A 15,086-nucleotide genomic window follows, 5' to 3' on the forward strand; every position below is an offset into this window, starting at 1 on the left:
AAACGCCTGTGGAGCTGGTGTAAGACCTCAACGAGAATCCTCTCGGACGGGCAACCGGCGATGAAGCAGGAACCCTCACGGGCGACCGTGGGAATCCCCCTCCTTCAGGAGGGGGAGGATGTCAATAGTCGGTTCCCACATCGGCCAGAAGCTTCGCCGTGCCCTCGGGCGCCTCCACCGGGAAGTGGTGGCTGCCCAGCTCGATGAGAACGATGTCGAGCCGATCCCCGTAGCGGTCGATCGCTTCCTGCGTCACCAGGTCACGGATCGCGAACACGGTGATCGGCTGCTTCGTCTCGCGCAGCGCCGCATCCATGTCCCAGCGCATGAGCCCTTCGATGGAACGCAGCCCCGCGGGCTGCCGTACGGCGACCATCTTCTCGAAATACGTTTCCTTGACAGCCGGATCGGTCCCCGCCGGCGAGCCTCCCTCGACGAGGCCCCGCACCCCGGCGGCGAAGTCCTCCTGGAACAGGCGCAGCATCGCTTCGACCTGCTCGTCGCTCATCGCCGGGAACAGGGACAGATAGTGCAGCGCGTCGAGCGCCACCACCCGCGAGACCGTATCGGGAAGCAGCCGGCCGACCTCGACAGCGACCGCCCCACCGAGGGAGTGCCCGGCCACGACCGCCTTGTCCACCGACTCGGCCTCCAGCACGGCCGCCACGTCGCGGGCGAACTCCTCCATCGTCCATAGCTCCCGCGTCGACCGCGACTCGCCGTGCTCGGCAAGGTCGATCGCGAGGACACGGTGGTTCTTGGGCAGATGGTCGGTCACGGCGTCGAAGTCGCCGCGGTCGCACGCCCAGCCGTGGATGAGAGCCAGGGTCGGCCCTCCGACCGGACCGCTGGCCGTGTACCGGATGGTCGTGTGATCCGCTCGCCGGATCCTCAGGTGCTTCTTGCTCCTGCTTGTCTCCGTCACGATGTCTCCTTGTTACTTGTTACGTGTTACGCATGTGCTGGGTGGAGCAGGGTGGGCGCGGGCTCTCAGCCGCACGTGGCCATGACGGTGCGGCGGTTGGCCCGTAGCTGGTTCAGGCGCAGGGCGAAGGCGGAGAACGTGATCACCGCGATCGCCAGCGCGTAGATCATGGTGGCGGTCCTCAGTCCCAGGGTGGTGACGGCGATTCCGCCGAGTACGGCGGGCACGCTGTTGCCCAGGTAGTTGATGGTGTTCGCCAGGGCGAAGACCGCGCTGCGCTCGTGCGGCCTGGCGATCCGGGCGAAGGTGCCGAACGTCGCCAGCACCGACGCGCCGAAGCCGAGACCCGCGACGACGGTGCCGGCAGCGGCGAGCCAGGCGAGGTCCTGCGCCACCCCACCGAGCGAGATCAGGGTGCCCAGCCCGAGCATCGCGGACGAGGGAGCCAGCAGCCGGGAGGCGGGCCGGGAGCGGAGCAGGAAGACCGCGAGTGCTCCGGTTCCGGCCAGGAGCGTCACGACGACGCCGCCGATCAGGTGGTTGTGCAGCCCCAGCGACTCGGCCGCGACGGACGGGCCGAGCGAGAGGTACATCCCGGCCAGGGCCCAGGTGGCGATCATCGCCGGCACCACTGGGACGATGTCGGCGCGCAGGTGCGCGGGCATCGCGACCCGGGGTCGCAGGGAGGCGACGGCTCCCGGCCGGCGCGGCGACGTCTCCGGGACGAGGGCGACGACCACCGCCGCCAGCAGCATCCCGCCGAGCAGCAGCGCGTAGACCAGCCGGGTCGGGGCGGGGCCGAACTCCACCAGCGCGCCGCTGCCGAGAGCGCCGGCAGCGAGCCCGGTCAGGGGAGCCACCGAGGTGACGACGCCCGCCCGCCCCCGGGACGGCTCGAGATCGACCAGCGTGGCGCTCAGCGTTGTCGTCGCCGCCCCGGTCGCGATGCCCTGCAACACCCGGGCGGCCGACAGGACGAGTACGTTCCCTGCGACCAGGAACAGGACGAGCGCGATCATCTCCAGTGCGATCGCCGCGGCGAGCACCGGCCGGCGGCCGAGATGGTCGGACAGCGCTCCGACGACGAGCAACGAGCCGAGCAGGCCGAACACGTACAGGGCGAAGACGACCGTCAGCACCCACGCCGTGAACTGCCACTGCTGCTGGTAGATGACATAGATCGGGGACGGGGCGCTGGACGCGGCCAGAAAGAGGACGAGGACGGCGGCCACGGAGGGGAAGGCTCCCTTCCGTGGCACGCGGCAGTGACGACCGCCGACGAGCGGTGCGGGGACGTCAGAAGACTCAACAGACATGGGCATCTCGCAGTGATCGTTGCGTTAGTGGCTTCAAGGTATCACAAACGCAGTGATCATTGCGATTAAAAAGCAACGATCAGTGCGATACTGGTTACATGTGTCCTGCGCCTTCCTCATCTCGCACCGAGAGCCGGCCCGGCGGCCGCTCTGCCCGGGTCCGCGCCGCCGTCCATCAGGCCGTCCGCGAACTGCTCAGCGACGAGGCCGGCGAACTCACGATCCCGGTGATAGCCGCCCGCGCAGGCGTGCACGCCACCACGGTCTACCGCCGCTGGGGCTCCGTCGGAGACCTGCTCGCCGACGTCGCGACCAGCCGTTTCTCCGGAGATGTCGTGGTGCCGGACACCGGAAGCCTGCGCGAGGACCTCGAACGCTTCGCCTCCGACCTCGCCAAGGACCTCAGCGACCCGGACACCCTCACCCTGGTACGAGCCATCGTCGGCACGGGTGGTGAGAACGCCGGCGTGTGCCGGGCGGAACGCCAGCGGCAGCTCGAAGCCATGCTCGAACGGGAACAGGCCCGGGGTAACGAGACCCCGCCCATCGAACGCGCCACAGACGCCCTGCTCGCCCCCCTCTACTACCGCGCCGTCTTCACCGACCAGGCCCCTACTCCCGAATGGGCACGCACCCTGGTGTCACACCTGCTGCCGGACTGACCACACCCGCACCGTCATCTCCGACCGGGCGACCATGTGCACACCTGGTTCGTCACCCCGACCCGGTGACGCGCCATCGATGTGTGCTGGGTGAGGGGCGCATCCGTCCGCGGTTGATGGCGGAGCGGACGCGGCAGCCGCGTCCGGTGCTGGAGTTCCTCGTTGCCAATTCAGCATGGACGGCCACTGTGGACGACGATCTCGACGCCGCGCTGACGGCCATGGGCCCGCGGCTTCGCCGGCTGCGCCGCCATCGCGGCCTCACCCTGGCCGGCCTGGCTGCGGAGACCGGCATCTCGGAGAGCACACTGTCGCGCCTGGAGAGCGGCCACCGGCGACCGAACCTCGAACTGCTCCTCCCCCTTGCCAGGGCGCACGGCATGCCGCTGGAGGAGCTGATCGGGGCGCCGCAGACCGGTGACCCGCGCGTCCACCTGCGGCCGATCCGGCGCGACGGCATGACCTACATCCGGCTGACCCAGCGGGCGGGCGGCGCCCAGGCGTACAAGCTGATCCTTCCTGGAGCGGCGGGCCCCGCCGAGCCCGTTCCGCAGCGGCACGAAGGTTACGAGTGGCTGTACGTGCTCAGCGGCCGGCTACGGCTCGTGCTCGGTGACCAGGACATGACCCTGGCGCCCGGCGAGGTGGCCGAGTTCGACACGCGTGCCCCGCACTGGATGGGCAACGCCGGGCCCACACCGGTCGAGGTGCTCATCCTGTTCGGGCCCCAGGGGGAACGCGCTCACGTCCGCGCCCGGCCACGCCCGAACGGCACCTGACCCTCGCGGACCTCAGCGGCCTGACGTGCTCACCGCCCCAACCGGTCACACGCCGGCCGTGGAGATCTCCCAGAACCCGGCGTAACGCCCGCCGCGGCGCAGCAGCTCGTCGTGACCGCCGTCCTCGACGATCCGGCCGCCGTCCACGAAGACGACACGGTCGGCACGCCGGACGGTCCGCATGCGGTGCGCCACCATCACCACCGTCCGGCCCGCCATGAGGCGCTCGATCCCCTCGTGGACGGCCGTCTCGTTCTCCGGGTCCAGCGCGGAGGTCACCTCGTCCAGCAGCACGATGGGCGCGTCCTTCAGCAGCGCCCGCGCGATCGAGACTCGCTGGCGCTCGCCGCCCGACAGCAGCGCGCCGCCCTCGCCGACGTTGGCCGCCCATCCGCCGGGCAGCCGCTCGACCACCTCGTCGAGCCGCGCCGCGGCCGCCGCCGCCCGCACCTCCGCCTCGCCGGCGTCGGGACGGCCGAGACGTACGTTCTCCTCGATCGTGCCGTCGAAGAGGTAGACGTCCTGGAAGACGATGGCGATCCGCGCCATCAGCACCTCCGCGTCGACCGAGCGCACGTCCACTCCTCCCACGCGCACCGCGCCCGCGTCCACGTCGTGGAACCGCGCGAGCAACTGCAGCAGGGTGCTCTTGCCCGCGCCCGACGGTCCGACGACGGCGAGCCGCTGTCCCTGCGGCACGGACAACGACACGTCGTCGAACACCGTACGGTCGCCGTGCCGGAAGGTGACGGACGCGAGCTCCAGGTCATGGCCCGCCGGTTCGATCGGCTCGGCGGGTTCCGGCAGCGGCTCGGCGCGCAACACCTTGTCGAGCCTGTCCAGCTCGGACCGGGCGCCGCGCAGCCGGCCGCCGATGTCCGACAGCGACAGCAGCGGGTCGGCGCAGCGGGCGGCCAGCACCAGGATCGTCAGCAACTCCGCCGCGCCGATGGACCCGCCGAGCACGAGGTAGGCGCCCAGGACCAGCAGCACGGTGAAGATCGCCTGCACGACGAGCGTCAACCCCACCATGCCGGGCAGCGTCGCCAGCACGCTACGCCGGGACGCGCGCTGGACTGCCCGCAGGGAGTCGTCGAGCAGCGCGAAGCGCTCCGCGGTCCGGCCGCCGGCCCGCAGCACCGGCTGGGCCTGGAGATACTCGATGACCCGCCCGGCCGCCTCGTGGTCGCGCTCGTGGCGCTCGTCATCGGTGGCGGCCATCGAGCGGGCCGTCCAGATCTGGATCGCGGCCACGACGGGCACGGCGGCCAGCGCGGCCAGCCCCATGCGCCAGTCGAAGACGAGCATCACGGCGACGATGGCCAGGGGAGTCACCACGGCGGAGATGAACGGCGCCAGCAGATGCGCCGCCACGCTCATCGCCGCCAGCAGCCCGCGACCGGCCATGAGGGACACCTCGCCGACCCGGCCGGCGGTGTACCAGCCGATGGGCAGGCGGGCCAGATGCTCGCCGAGCCGGTGGTACAGGCCGCGCACCATCGTGGTCCCGACGCGCATGCCGGACAGGTCGCTGGTGTAGCGCAGCACGGCGTAGACGGCGACCGCGGCGGCGAACGCGGCCAGCCACGGCCAGGCGTCCGCGGGCGTGTCCCCGAGCAGCGCCCGCAGCACGGGAACCAGCAGCGCGTAGGACAGGCCCTCGGCCGTCGCGGTGATCGTCATGAGGGCCATGGTGCGGCGCATCGTCCCGGCGTACTCGTGTCCGAGCACGCGCAGCAGCATGCGGATCATCGGGGCTCATCTCCTTGTCGTACGTCACCGGGGGTGCCGCTCGTGCCGGCGACCGCCGATCGGTGGGATCGCCAGAACGCGGCGAACCTTCCGTTCCGTGCCAGGAGTTCGGCGGGGCTGCCGCGTTCGACGATCGACCCGTTCTCCAGCATCACGACGGTGTCGGCGTCGGCGACCGTCTCCAGGCGGTGGGCGATGACCAGGATCGTCCGATCGCCCTCCAGCGTCGCCAGGGCCCGGCGTACCGCCTGTTCGGTCCGCGGGTCGGCGAACGCGGTCGCCTCGTCGAGCACCAGAACGGGCGCGTCGGCCAGCAGCGCGCGGGCGATGGAGATGCGCTGCGCCTCGCCGCCCGACAGCCGCGCGTCGTCCCCGAGCACGGTGTCGTATCCCCGCGGCAGCTCCAGGATGCGATCGTGGATGCCGGCCAGCCGGGCGGCGCGGACCACGTCGTCGCGGTCGGCGTGCGGCACCGCGAGGGCGATGTTGTCGGCGACCGAGGCGCGCAGCAGGCGCACGTCCTGGAAGACGAAGGAGACCTTCCGGTAGAGCTCCCGGCTGCCGAGCTCGCGCAGATCGACGCCGCCGAGGAGGACCGAGCCGTGGGTGGGGTCGAAGAACCGCGGCAGCAGCTGGACCAGCGTGGACTTCCCGCTTCCCGACGGCCCGACGACCGCGGTGACCGTCCCCGGCTCCAGCACCAGGTCGATTCCGCGCAGCACCTCGTGACCGTCGTCGTAACCGAACCGCACGTCACGCAACTCCACCCGGTGCCCCCGCGGCGCGACCGGGTCGTCCGGCTCCGGCAGCGACGGCACCTCGAGCACGTCCTTGATCCGGCCGACCGCGCGCCGGGCGGCCTGCAGGTCGTCGAAGCCGTGGCCGAGGGCCGCCACCGGAGCGGTCAGACCCAGCCCGAGCAGCAGGAACGGCAGCAGGCCGGCCGGAGCCATGCCGCCGGACGTGATCAGGGCCGCCCCGCCGACCAGCACGACCAGCAGCACGAACGGCGGCGACAGCGCCACCTGCATGCCCGCCGCGATCAGGGACATGCTGCGCACCCACCGGAAGAAGACGCTGACGAAATCGTCGGCGGCCTCGAGGAACGTGCGGTGGGCGCGCCCGGACCCGCCGAACGTCTTGACCACCGCGATCCCCTGGACGAGCTCGACGGCGGAACTCGCGATCCGTCCCATGGCCGCGTCGAACTCCTCCTGCTCACGCAGCCGGGCGGGCCGCATCATGAGCGGGACCAGCGACACCGCCATGGCCACCGGGATCAGCGTGATCAACGTCAGCCGCCAGTCGACGGTGGCCAGGTAGACCAGCGACACCAGCGGCACCACGAAGGCGGAGACCAGCTCGCCGGGGGAGTGGGCGATGAACGGGTGCACGGCGCTCACGTCCTCACCCACCACCTTGGCCAGCTCTCCGGTCCCGCGCCGGGAGAACCAGCCGATCGGTACGCGCCCCAGCCGCTCCGCCAGCTGCCGGCGGAACGTCAGCTGCACCTGGCCGTCGATGACGTGCCCGATCCCCGAGGAAGCGGCCGTGAACAGCAGCCGGACGAGCAGCCCGGCCGCGCCCGCGATCACCACGAACCAGACGTGGCCGTGGTCGACGGGGCCCGGCGACAGCAGGACACGGCCCAGCTCGACGACTGCGAGCAGCGGCGCCAGGCCCGCGACGGAGCCGATCACCTGCGACAGGACGACAGCGGCGAAACCCCATCCGTGGGGGCGCAGCAACCGTGCCATGCTCTGCCCCGGCCCGGAAACCGCGCCCGGTGGTGGGGCGGACTGCTCCCCGGCCTGGGCGAGGTCGGTGGCGGTCATGAGTCTCCCGTCTTCGTGGATCTCGTCGCGGCCAGGGCCGTGTCGAGGCGGTGGCCGCGTTCCCCGGGCGGCGTCACCCGGCCAGGCCGCGGTGGAGTGCGGCGCCGAGTTCGGCGATCTGGCGCTGGGAGACCTCGGCGGACAGGATGGCCTGTGAGCCGTGGAAGGTGCCGGGCCATTGGTGGAGTTCGACCGAGACCCCCGCCTGGAGCAGGCGGGCGGCGTAGGCGATGTCCTCGTCGCGGTTGGGGCACAGTTCGGCGGTGGCGATGTAGGCGGGGGGCAGGCCGGTCAGGTCGCCGGCCCGGGCGGGGGCGGCGTAGGGGGTGGCGGGGGCGTCGCCGAGGTAGTGGCGCCAGGCGGCGGTGACCTTGTCGCGGTTCATCCAGGGAGTGTCGGTGAAGGCGCGGGCGGACCAGGTTTCCTGGCGGTCGTCGAGGCCGGGCTGGTTGAGCAGCTGGAAGCGGATGGACGGGCCGTGCTCGTCGCGGGCCCGCAGGGTCATGCCGGCGGCCAGTCCGGCGCCGGCGCTGTGGCCGCCGACGGCGATGCGGGCAGGGTCCAGGCCGAGGCCGGCGGCGTGCTCGGCCGTCCAGCGGAGCACGGCGTAGGCGTCGTCCAGGGCGGCGGGGAAGGGGTGTTCGGGGGCCAGGCGGTAACCGACCGAGATCACCACCGTGCCGGAGACGCCGGCGAGCCGGGCGGCCCAGGGATGCTCGGTCTCCAGGTCGCCCATGACCCAGCCGCCGCCGTGCAGCCACACGACGGCGCCCCGCGCCGCCTGCCGGGGGCGGTAGACGCGCACCGGCACGTCAGGATCGGCGGGCACCATGTGGTCCTCGATCTCCAGGTCCGAGGTGTCCGGCGGCGCCACCGCGGCGGCCAGGGCGGCGAAATCCCGCCGCTCGGCGATCGGATCACGAAGATCCGACTGGGGGAACAGCGGGATGAAGGCTTCCAGTTCGGGATCCATGCGGCTCATCCTGGCCGCTGCCGCCCCGCGCCATCATCCGCCAACCGTCGCCGATCAGAGCTGGGTCGCGCGCCGATCGTCGCGTACCCTTCCGGGCATGGAGGCACTGGCCGTACGGTTGTCGCACCTCGACACGGAAGCCGGTGGCGCGATCCGGGTCGTCATGTTCTACGACACGCTGATGCGCCGCCGGGTGGATCTCCCCGCGCTCGCCCGGGCGTCGGCCAACCTGGCCGGGTGCGTGACCGGGATACGGCTCCACGGCCCGGGACGCGTCATCCGCTACTCACCCGACGGCAGGCAGCCCGCCGACCCGCCGTCCCCCGCGTCCACCACGGCGCCGATCACCCTCGATGACGAGGAGATCGGCACGGTCTGGCTCGAACGCGCCGCCCCTCCCGTCCTGCTCGACGAACTCCTGCTCGACCGGCTCGCCATCGCCGCCGCGGCCGTCGTCGAGAGGTACGGCCCCGCCAGCACCACGATGGCCGACCCCGCCCTCGTCGAGCTCGCGATCAGCCCCGGCAGCGAGGAGGCCGCCAGAGCCCGGGCGCTGCGGCTGCTGGGATTCGCCGCCGACCTGCCCGTCCGCGTCGCCGCCGTACGCTCGCAGCTCCCGCTCGACCAGGTCGGCGGCCTGATCTGCCCGTCCCGCCCGGTCAAGGCGGCGCCGCTCGGCGGCGTGGGCGTCATCCTGGCCACCACCGTCGACCAGAGCCGGTTCCCCGCGGACGTGCAGGCGGGCATCGGCGTCGCGGCGAGCCCCTGCACGTCCTGGCAGCAGGCCCGCACCGCGCTGCGCTACACCACCCCGCGCCGGCCGGTCATCCACTACGACGACCTGGGCGCGCTGGCCCTCCTGGCCGAGATCCCCCCGGACGTCGCGCGCGGCAACGCCGACGTGGCCGCGATCGACCGCATGGCCGGCACCCCGGAGGATCTGGAGACCCTGGACGCCTACTGCGCCACCGGCTCCCTGCGCCAGGCCGCCGACCTCCTCCACCTGCACCACAGCAGCATCGCCCGCCGGCTCGAACAGATCGGCAAGGCCCTGGCCATCGACCTCACGGAACCGGCCGGGCTGACCCGCGCCAGAATCGCCCTCACCACGTGGCGGCTCCTCGACGCGTGAGGAGCGCCCGCCGTACGGCCCTCGCACGGGCGGCGGACATCCACTTCCGGGACGTACCGCCGGACCCGCCGGTGCCCCGGCGCCGGCGGGTCCGGGCCTTCCCCTTACCCGAACTGGCCGGGCTGGTAGTCGCCGGCCGGCTGCTGGGTGATGACGTTCAGGCGGTTGAAGGCGTTGATGGTGGCGATGAGCGTCACCAGGGCGGTCAGCTGCTCCTCGTCATAGTGCTTGGCGGCGTTCGCCCAGACCTCGTCGGAGACACCGCCGGCCGCGTCCGCGAGGCGGGTGCCCTCCTCCGCCAGCTCCAGGGCGGCGCGCTCGGCCTCGGTGAACACCGTCGCCTCCCGCCAGGCCGCGACCAGGTTGAGCCGCACCGAGCTCTCCCCGGCGTGCGCGGCGTCCTTGGTGTGCATGTCGATGCAGAAGGCGCAGCCGTTGATCTGGCTGGCGCGCAGCTGCACCAGTTCCCGCGTCGTGGCCGGCAGGCTCGAGTCCGCGACCACCTTGCTCACCGCGACGAAGTGCTTCATCGCCTTGGCCGCGAGCTGGTTGCCGAAGACGTTCAGACGAGCGTCCATGGTGGGCTCCTTGTCGTTGTTGCTGGTCGCCTGATTGACGGGCCTGCCCGGCGATGTGTGACAGGAACGGGTGTGACATGGGCCACCCCGCGCTTAACGCGTCGTCCAGCACCCCGCGGGCGTGGCGTCCATGGGGTGTCGCGTTGGCCGATCAGCGGGAACATGGTCATTGCTGGAAGGCGAGGACGAGCGATGCGATGGCCAGCCCCAGGAACCAGCCCGGAATCAGCGTCTTCAGATAGACCCGAGCACGGAAGTGCACGACGATGGCGCCGACGAAGAACAGGACGAGGCCGATGGCGGCGGCAATGCCGACCCACGGGGCGCCCAGGAGCCCCAGCAGCAGCCCCACGGCTCCGGCTGCCTTGAGCGCTCCGAGCGTCGGCAGCCAGGATTGCGGGATACCAAGCTGGACTCCGTTGGCGAGCACGAAGTCGGCTTTGAGGAAGTCGGCGATCGCGGCCCAGGCGTTGAACACGATCGTGACGATGGTGACAGTTGCGTACACAGTGAGCATGGCGCGTTCTCTCTGCTCAGCCGAACATCCGGTGGCTACCGAGGACGTCGAGGGGTTGCGGTGCCGCCGCGATGGCCGTCCGCACCTCCGCGACACCCTCCGCGACACCTTCGTCGGCCACCTGGTGGCGGGTCGTCGTCACGGGCACGTCGGCTCGTTCCCCCTTGATCGGCCCTTTGAGCGTTTCCCAGCCTGGTGGAGCCGCCTAGTTGGTGTCCAATACCTGCTTCGATAACCGGTTGGCATGGATGTCGGCATCCGGGCGCGGGTTGATCAGGGTCACGGTCACGTCGTCGCGCTGGGTCAGGCGATTGGCCGCCATGACGCCGGCATATCCGCCGCCGATCACGACCACATCGATGTTCTCGGTCATGGAGTCTCCCCTTTCGCTGTGTTCTCCCTCAAGACACCCCGTGACCGCTCGTTGTTACAGCGTGTGAGGCAGATCACTCTCTAGGCGGAGGCTCCCTCGAACCCTGCACCGTACTCGGCGTCGAACGCCTCCCGGCCCAGTGCGGCGACGGCCGTGGCCGTGGCGCGGTCGGCGTCGCCACGCTCGGCCGGCGGAAGGGGAGCGCCGGCGTCCGCGCGGAGCCTGGCCGCGGCGCCGAGCAGGCGGGCTGCCCGCTGCGGCCGTCCCGCGAGGGCGTGCGCACCGGCCAGCCCTTCGTAGGCGAGCGCGACCGCGCGTGGATCGCCGCCCGCCCGCGCGTGTTCGAGCCCTTCGCGGTGGCGAGCCAGGGCGGTGCCGGCGTCGCCGCGTTGCTCGGCGGCGAAGCCCAGCTCGGCCAGCAGCAGCGCGGGCCCCGGCCCGAACGCGACCCGGCGGTGCCATTCCAGCGCGTCGAGCAGGTGCCGCTCGGCGTTGTCCAGGTCGTGGGCGCGCCGGGCGACCAGCGCGAGCCCGATGAGAGCGTGGATCTCGCCGGCTCGGTAGGCGTGCTCGGCGGCCAGCCGCGCGGCCTGTTCGTGGAGCCGCCGGGAGACCTTCGTCTGCAGCGCGCCGGCCGGGTTGCGCGGCGGGGCATCGCCCCACAGGTCGTCCACCAGCCGCTCGGCCGCCACCGGCCGCCCGGCGTGCACGAGCAGGTCGGCCAGCAGCGCGCGGATCTTGGTCTCGGGCAGGCGGACCGCCCCGCCGTCCGTGGTCAGCACGGACAGCGGGCCGAGTACGCGGAAGTACACGCCGTCAGGCTAACCGAGTCCTGCCGGCCGCCGGCGTTCCGAAAGAGGACCGACAGAGGACCGACAGAGCCGGTCGGCATGCTGGGGACCACTGCGAGATGACGGCCCCGAGAGGTTCGCCCCGCTGGCGGCCGTCTGGCTGCGCGACATGGCGGCGTTCCTGCCGCACCTGGCGAAGGAGGCCGCATCCGGCTCCTACGCGGACGCCGCCTCCACCATCGACCTGAACCGCCCCGCCGTGGACACCCTGATCGCCGCCAGCACTGAGCGCGGCGTCGACCCGCGCGTCCACCACCCGCTCAAGGCGCTGCTCGACCGGCGATCGGCGGACGGGTACGGCGACGACAGCTTCTCCAGCCTGTACGAACTCCTGAAACCCGCCCGTCCGCGCCCCTGAACCAGGGCGGAAGCTCCACCACCGCGTCGGCCCTGCGGGCGATCAGGTCGACGGCACGATCATTCCGATGTGGAAGGGCCGCGGGCATTGGACATCACACCGCCCACCCGGCAAGGGTGGCGATCAGCCGGAACGTGACGGCGTCCGAGAAAGGGCCAAGCTCCATGACGAACCAAGCCGCACAGGTCGAGGCCTGGCTGGACGAACGGGCCGGGGAAATGGCGGACCTGCTCGAACGGCTCGTGGCCGTCGACTCCGAGAACCCGCCCGGCCGCGAGCTGCGCCGCTGCGCCGGCGTCCTGCGTGAGGCGATGGACCGGCTCGGGCCGGCACCGGAGGTCATCGACGTCGCCGACCCGTCCGGCGGCCTGGCCGACCCGTGCGTCGTCCGCGGCACCGCAGGCGACGGCGGCAAGCTCATCTATTTCCACGGGCACTTCGACGCGGTGCCGGCTCAGAGCCGGGAGCAGTTCACGGCCGTACGCCGCGACGGGAAGATCATCGGGCGGGGAACGGCGGACATGAAGGGCGGCATCGTCAGCATGCTCTACGGCGCCGCGGCCGCCAAGGAGCTGGGCCTGCTCGGCGACGGCCGGATCGTCGTCCACCTGGTGTGCGACGAGGAGACCGGCAGCGTCGCAGGCGCCGGGCACCTGCGCGCCGCGGGCCTGATCGACCCCGGCGCGCTGGCTATGATCACCGCCGAGCCGAGCGGCGGGAGCATCTGGCACGCCGCCCGCGGCGCCGTCTCCCTCCGCGTCGACATCCAGGGCCGTGAGGCCCATGTCGGACAGGCGGATCGTGGGGTGAACGCCTTCCAGCACATGCTGCACATCGCCCGCCCCGCCGAGCGGTACGCGGCCGACCTGGCCGGGCGGCACACCGCGTATCGCATGAACCCCGGCGACGCCCGTGGCAGCATGCTCGTGGTCGGTGGCCTGTCCGGTGGCGGCTCCAACTTCAGCACCACCCAGCTCCAGCCCTCCGCCGCCACCGACCAGGACCATCCCGCGGCCCGCGCGCTCGCCCGCGTTGTCGGCGAGGTCGAAGGCACGCCCGCCCGGTTCGAGATGTGCGCGGGCATCCTGGAGATCCGCTGGTACGCCCAGCTCGGCATCCCCGCCTTCGGCTACGGCGCGGGCCGCCTGGACGTCTCCCACGGCCCCCACGAGTACGTCGACGAAGCCGCCATGCGCCGCTGCGCGGCCGTGTACGCCCGCTACGCAGGCGACCTCCTGACCTGACCAGGAAGTGTTTCAGCGCTCGGGTGGCACCGGAGGGGAGGGCCTGGTGTCCAGGCAGCAGCGTACGAAGTCCTGGACGACGGGATTGGCGTCGTCAGAGGGAGCCCAGGCGATGCCGACCCGCGTAGGACTGACGCCGGTCACCGGCCGGTAGGTGACGCCAGGGCGGGCGTAGAAACGAGCGGCGGACTCGGGAGCGAGCGCAATGCCGTAACCGTTGGCGATGGCGCTGAGCCATTCGTCCGGATGGTCGGTGACGGCGCCGACACGGGCGGGGCGGCCTTCCCGTTCGTCGATGCCCAGCCAGAAGTCGCGCCACCGTCCGGTTTCCTCGGGGGCGGCCACGAACGGCTCATCCCACAGATCCCGGAAGGGGATCTCCTCGCGTACGGCGAAGGGGTGCGCGGTGGGCAGCGCGATCAAGCGGGGCTCGGAGAACAACTCTTCCACACGAAAGCTCTCCTGGCCGGGGAACGGCAGTCGCACCAGGGCGGCATCGACGTCTCCGTCGGCTAATCCGGCCGTCGGGTTCGCCCAGGACGCCTGTCGCAGGTCGGCTCGCCAGCCTGGCCGCAGGCGGGCGAACTCGGCGATGATGTGCGGGGTGGCTTCGTTCGCGGCGCTGGCCAGGAAGCCGACCGGCAGCACGCGGGCGGCCTGGGCGGCCGTGCTCTTGGCCGCGCGCAGTGCCTGGTCCAGTCCGGCCAGCAGCGCGGGCACGTGCTCGGCCAGCGAACGGCCAGGTTCGGTGAGGGCCATGCCGTTCCGGGAGCGGGCGAACAACGACACTCCGAGCCGGGCCTCGAGTTGCTTGATTTGCTTGGTCAGCGCCGGCTGGGAGACGAACAGTCGCTCCGCGGCACGGGTAAGGCTTTCTTCCTCCGCCACGACGGCGAAGTAGCGCAACAGCCGGGTGTCGACATCCATGCCGACAGGTTATTGGGGCAGGTATGGGAGGCCAATTCGCCTCCACCAGGCCGGCGGCGCTCAAACGTTGACCATTCTGCCGCTTGTCCGATGGGTGGCGGTCGAGGGCAGGGACGGCGCGGGAGATCAGGGGGTGTACCGGTAGCCCATGCCCGGTTCGGTGATCAGGTGTACGGGGTGGGCGGGGTCTCGTTCGAGTTTCTTGCGCAGTTGCGTCATGTACTGGCGCAGGTAGTGCGTCTCCTTGACGTAATTGCTGCCCCACACCTCGCTCAGCAGGTGGCGCTGGGTGATGAGCTTGCCGGGGTTGCTCAGCAGGATCTCCAGGATGCGCCATTCGGTGGGGGTCAGGCGCAGTTCCCCGGAGACGGTCTTGCGGTTCAGGTCCACCGTGAGCTCGCCGATCTGGACGGGGGTGAGCTCGGCCTCCTGTGATCTCCTGGACCACGTCGTTGACGGACTCCAGATGCTGGATGTTCACGGTGGAGACGACGTCGATGCCGGCGTCGATGCCGGCGTCGAGGATCTTCTCGATGTCCTGCCAGCGCTTGGCGTTCTCGGAGCCGGGCACGTTGGTGTGGGCCAGCTCGTCGATCAGCGCCACCTTGGGCGCGCGCTCGATGACCGCTCGACGTCCAGCTCGGTGAAGGTTGTCCCCCGGCCAGGGCGACGAAGATGACGTCGGCCATCCCGCTCCTCAATCTGGACAGATGTGCTCTGCCGCGCCTCCCCGGGAGGATATGAAGCAAGAAACCCCGGTAGTGAGGCTCCCCGGCAACCGCACGGAGATCGTGCCGGAGGCCGGTCACGGGTTGCCGGCCGACTCGCCCGAAACGGTAGGGCGGCTGATCCGGTCGTTCCTCG

General features: G+C 71.5%; 16 protein-coding genes and 2 pseudogenes. 5 read left to right on the forward strand and 13 right to left on the reverse strand.

What is annotated here, in order from left to right; genetic code table 11:
* Positions 1 to 121: 121 nt before the first annotated feature.
* Positions 122 to 925, reverse strand: coding sequence for an alpha/beta hydrolase (locus ABGA98_RS39875; protein WP_347623660.1), 804 nt, complete (start codon positions 923 to 925; stop codon positions 122 to 124).
* Positions 926 to 990: 65 nt separating this feature from the next.
* Positions 991 to 2,157, reverse strand: coding sequence for an MFS transporter (locus tag ABGA98_RS39880; RefSeq protein WP_347623661.1), 1,167 nt, complete (start codon positions 2,155 to 2,157; stop codon positions 991 to 993).
* A gap of 182 nt (positions 2,158 to 2,339) precedes the next feature.
* Here ABGA98_RS39880 and ABGA98_RS39885 point away from each other — a divergent pair, with 182 nt between their 5' ends.
* Positions 2,340 to 2,903 (forward strand): TetR-like C-terminal domain-containing protein, encoded by a 564-nt coding sequence (locus ABGA98_RS39885; protein WP_347623662.1) that lies wholly within the window; start codon positions 2,340 to 2,342, stop codon positions 2,901 to 2,903.
* A 188-nt stretch (positions 2,904 to 3,091) separates the two neighbouring features.
* On the forward strand, positions 3,092 to 3,682 hold the full coding sequence (locus tag ABGA98_RS39890; protein ID WP_347623663.1) for an XRE family transcriptional regulator: 591 nt from the start codon (positions 3,092 to 3,094) through the stop codon (positions 3,680 to 3,682).
* 45 nt (positions 3,683 to 3,727) lie between these two features.
* On the opposite strand, the gene ABGA98_RS39895 is transcribed toward ABGA98_RS39890, so the two are convergent.
* The 3 genes from ABGA98_RS39895 to ABGA98_RS39905 all read right to left on the reverse strand — a co-directional run bounded on the left by ABGA98_RS39895 (position 3,728) and on the right by ABGA98_RS39905 (position 8,242).
* Positions 3,728 to 5,434, reverse strand: a complete 1,707-nt coding sequence (locus ABGA98_RS39895) for an ABC transporter ATP-binding protein (protein ID WP_347623664.1) — start codon at positions 5,432 to 5,434, stop codon at positions 3,728 to 3,730.
* Positions 5,431 to 7,269: an ABC transporter ATP-binding protein gene (locus tag ABGA98_RS39900; RefSeq protein WP_347623665.1), complete on the reverse strand. Its 1,839-nt coding sequence runs from the start codon at positions 7,267 to 7,269 to the stop codon at positions 5,431 to 5,433. The genes ABGA98_RS39895 and ABGA98_RS39900 overlap by 4 nt, the downstream gene beginning before the upstream one ends.
* A gap of 73 nt (positions 7,270 to 7,342) precedes the next feature.
* Complete coding sequence (locus ABGA98_RS39905; RefSeq protein ID WP_347623666.1) at positions 7,343 to 8,242, reverse strand: alpha/beta hydrolase; 900 nt, start codon at positions 8,240 to 8,242, stop codon at positions 7,343 to 7,345.
* A 97-nt stretch (positions 8,243 to 8,339) separates the two neighbouring features.
* On the opposite strand from ABGA98_RS39905, the gene ABGA98_RS39910 reads away from it, so the two are divergent.
* The gene (locus ABGA98_RS39910) at positions 8,340 to 9,374 is read left to right on the forward strand and encodes a helix-turn-helix domain-containing protein (protein WP_347623667.1); all 1,035 of its coding nucleotides are present in this window, start codon (positions 8,340 to 8,342) and stop codon (positions 9,372 to 9,374) included.
* Between the two features lie 104 nt (positions 9,375 to 9,478).
* Here ABGA98_RS39910 and ABGA98_RS39915 read toward each other — a convergent pair whose 3' ends face one another.
* The 5 genes from ABGA98_RS39915 to ABGA98_RS39935 form a co-directional block, all read right to left on the reverse strand.
* Positions 9,479 to 9,952 carry a carboxymuconolactone decarboxylase family protein gene (locus ABGA98_RS39915; protein ID WP_347623668.1) on the reverse strand — a complete coding sequence of 158 codons (474 nt, stop codon included), beginning with the start codon at positions 9,950 to 9,952 and terminating at the stop codon, positions 9,479 to 9,481.
* Between the two features lie 166 nt (positions 9,953 to 10,118).
* Positions 10,119 to 10,469 carry a DoxX family protein gene (locus ABGA98_RS39920; RefSeq protein ID WP_347623669.1) on the reverse strand — a complete coding sequence of 117 codons (351 nt, stop codon included), beginning with the start codon at positions 10,467 to 10,469 and terminating at the stop codon, positions 10,119 to 10,121.
* 16 nt (positions 10,470 to 10,485) lie between these two features.
* Entirely contained in the window at positions 10,486 to 10,617 is a 132-nt protein-coding gene (locus tag ABGA98_RS39925; protein WP_347623670.1) for a hypothetical protein, read from the reverse strand.
* Positions 10,618 to 10,674: 57 nt separating this feature from the next.
* On the reverse strand, positions 10,675 to 10,842 hold the full coding sequence (locus ABGA98_RS39930) for an FAD-dependent oxidoreductase (RefSeq protein ID WP_347623671.1): 168 nt from the start codon (positions 10,840 to 10,842) through the stop codon (positions 10,675 to 10,677).
* 80 nt (positions 10,843 to 10,922) lie between these two features.
* On the reverse strand, positions 10,923 to 11,654 hold the full coding sequence (locus tag ABGA98_RS39935) for a hypothetical protein (RefSeq protein ID WP_347623672.1): 732 nt from the start codon (positions 11,652 to 11,654) through the stop codon (positions 10,923 to 10,925).
* A gap of 91 nt (positions 11,655 to 11,745) precedes the next feature.
* On the opposite strand from ABGA98_RS39935, the gene ABGA98_RS39940 reads away from it, so the two are divergent.
* Positions 11,746 to 12,051, forward strand: coding sequence for a hypothetical protein (locus ABGA98_RS39940; protein WP_347623806.1), 306 nt, complete (start codon positions 11,746 to 11,748; stop codon positions 12,049 to 12,051).
* 164 nt (positions 12,052 to 12,215) lie between these two features.
* On the forward strand, positions 12,216 to 13,295 hold the full coding sequence (locus ABGA98_RS39945; protein ID WP_347623673.1) for a M20/M25/M40 family metallo-hydrolase: 1,080 nt from the start codon (positions 12,216 to 12,218) through the stop codon (positions 13,293 to 13,295).
* Positions 13,296 to 13,307: 12 nt separating this feature from the next.
* On the opposite strand, the gene ABGA98_RS39950 is transcribed toward ABGA98_RS39945, so the two are convergent.
* The 3 genes and pseudogenes from ABGA98_RS39950 to ABGA98_RS39960 form a co-directional block, all read right to left on the reverse strand.
* Positions 13,308 to 14,222, reverse strand: a complete 915-nt coding sequence (locus ABGA98_RS39950; protein WP_347623674.1) for a LysR family transcriptional regulator — start codon at positions 14,220 to 14,222, stop codon at positions 13,308 to 13,310.
* A gap of 126 nt (positions 14,223 to 14,348) precedes the next feature.
* Positions 14,349 to 14,636 (reverse strand): annotated as a pseudogene (locus ABGA98_RS39955) (winged helix-turn-helix domain-containing protein); the annotation flags it as partial.
* 13 nt (positions 14,637 to 14,649) lie between these two features.
* Positions 14,650 to 14,882: pseudogene (locus tag ABGA98_RS39960) on the reverse strand (sensor histidine kinase KdpD); the annotation flags it as partial.
* Between the last annotated feature and the right edge of the window lie 204 nt (positions 14,883 to 15,086).

It is taken from the genome of Nonomuraea sp. B1E8, assembly GCF_039871515.1.
In the GTDB taxonomy this organism is placed as follows: Bacteria; Actinomycetota; Actinomycetes; order Streptosporangiales; family Streptosporangiaceae; genus Nonomuraea.

Excerpts from the sequence above, each read along its gene's own strand:
- ABGA98_RS39895 (WP_347623664.1), bottom strand. The coding sequence starts at position 5,434 with ATGATCCGCATGCTGCTGCGCGTGCTCGGACACGAGTACGCCGGGACG.
- ABGA98_RS39915 (WP_347623668.1), bottom strand. The coding sequence starts at position 9,952 with ATGGACGCTCGTCTGAACGTCTTCGGCAACCAGCTCGCGGCCAAGGCG.
- ABGA98_RS39910 (WP_347623667.1), top strand. The coding sequence starts at position 8,340 with ATGGAGGCACTGGCCGTACGGTTGTCGCACCTCGACACGGAAGCCGGT.
- ABGA98_RS39930 (WP_347623671.1), bottom strand. The coding sequence starts at position 10,842 with ATGACCGAGAACATCGATGTGGTCGTGATCGGCGGCGGATATGCCGGC.
- ABGA98_RS39885 (WP_347623662.1), top strand. The coding sequence starts at position 2,340 with ATGTGTCCTGCGCCTTCCTCATCTCGCACCGAGAGCCGGCCCGGCGGC.
- ABGA98_RS39945 (WP_347623673.1), top strand. The coding sequence starts at position 12,216 with ATGACGAACCAAGCCGCACAGGTCGAGGCCTGGCTGGACGAACGGGCC.
- ABGA98_RS39900 (WP_347623665.1), bottom strand. The coding sequence starts at position 7,269 with ATGACCGCCACCGACCTCGCCCAGGCCGGGGAGCAGTCCGCCCCACCA.
- ABGA98_RS39950 (WP_347623674.1), bottom strand. The coding sequence starts at position 14,222 with ATGGATGTCGACACCCGGCTGTTGCGCTACTTCGCCGTCGTGGCGGAG.
- ABGA98_RS39905 (WP_347623666.1), bottom strand. The coding sequence starts at position 8,242 with ATGGATCCCGAACTGGAAGCCTTCATCCCGCTGTTCCCCCAGTCGGAT.
- ABGA98_RS39920 (WP_347623669.1), bottom strand. The coding sequence starts at position 10,469 with ATGCTCACTGTGTACGCAACTGTCACCATCGTCACGATCGTGTTCAAC.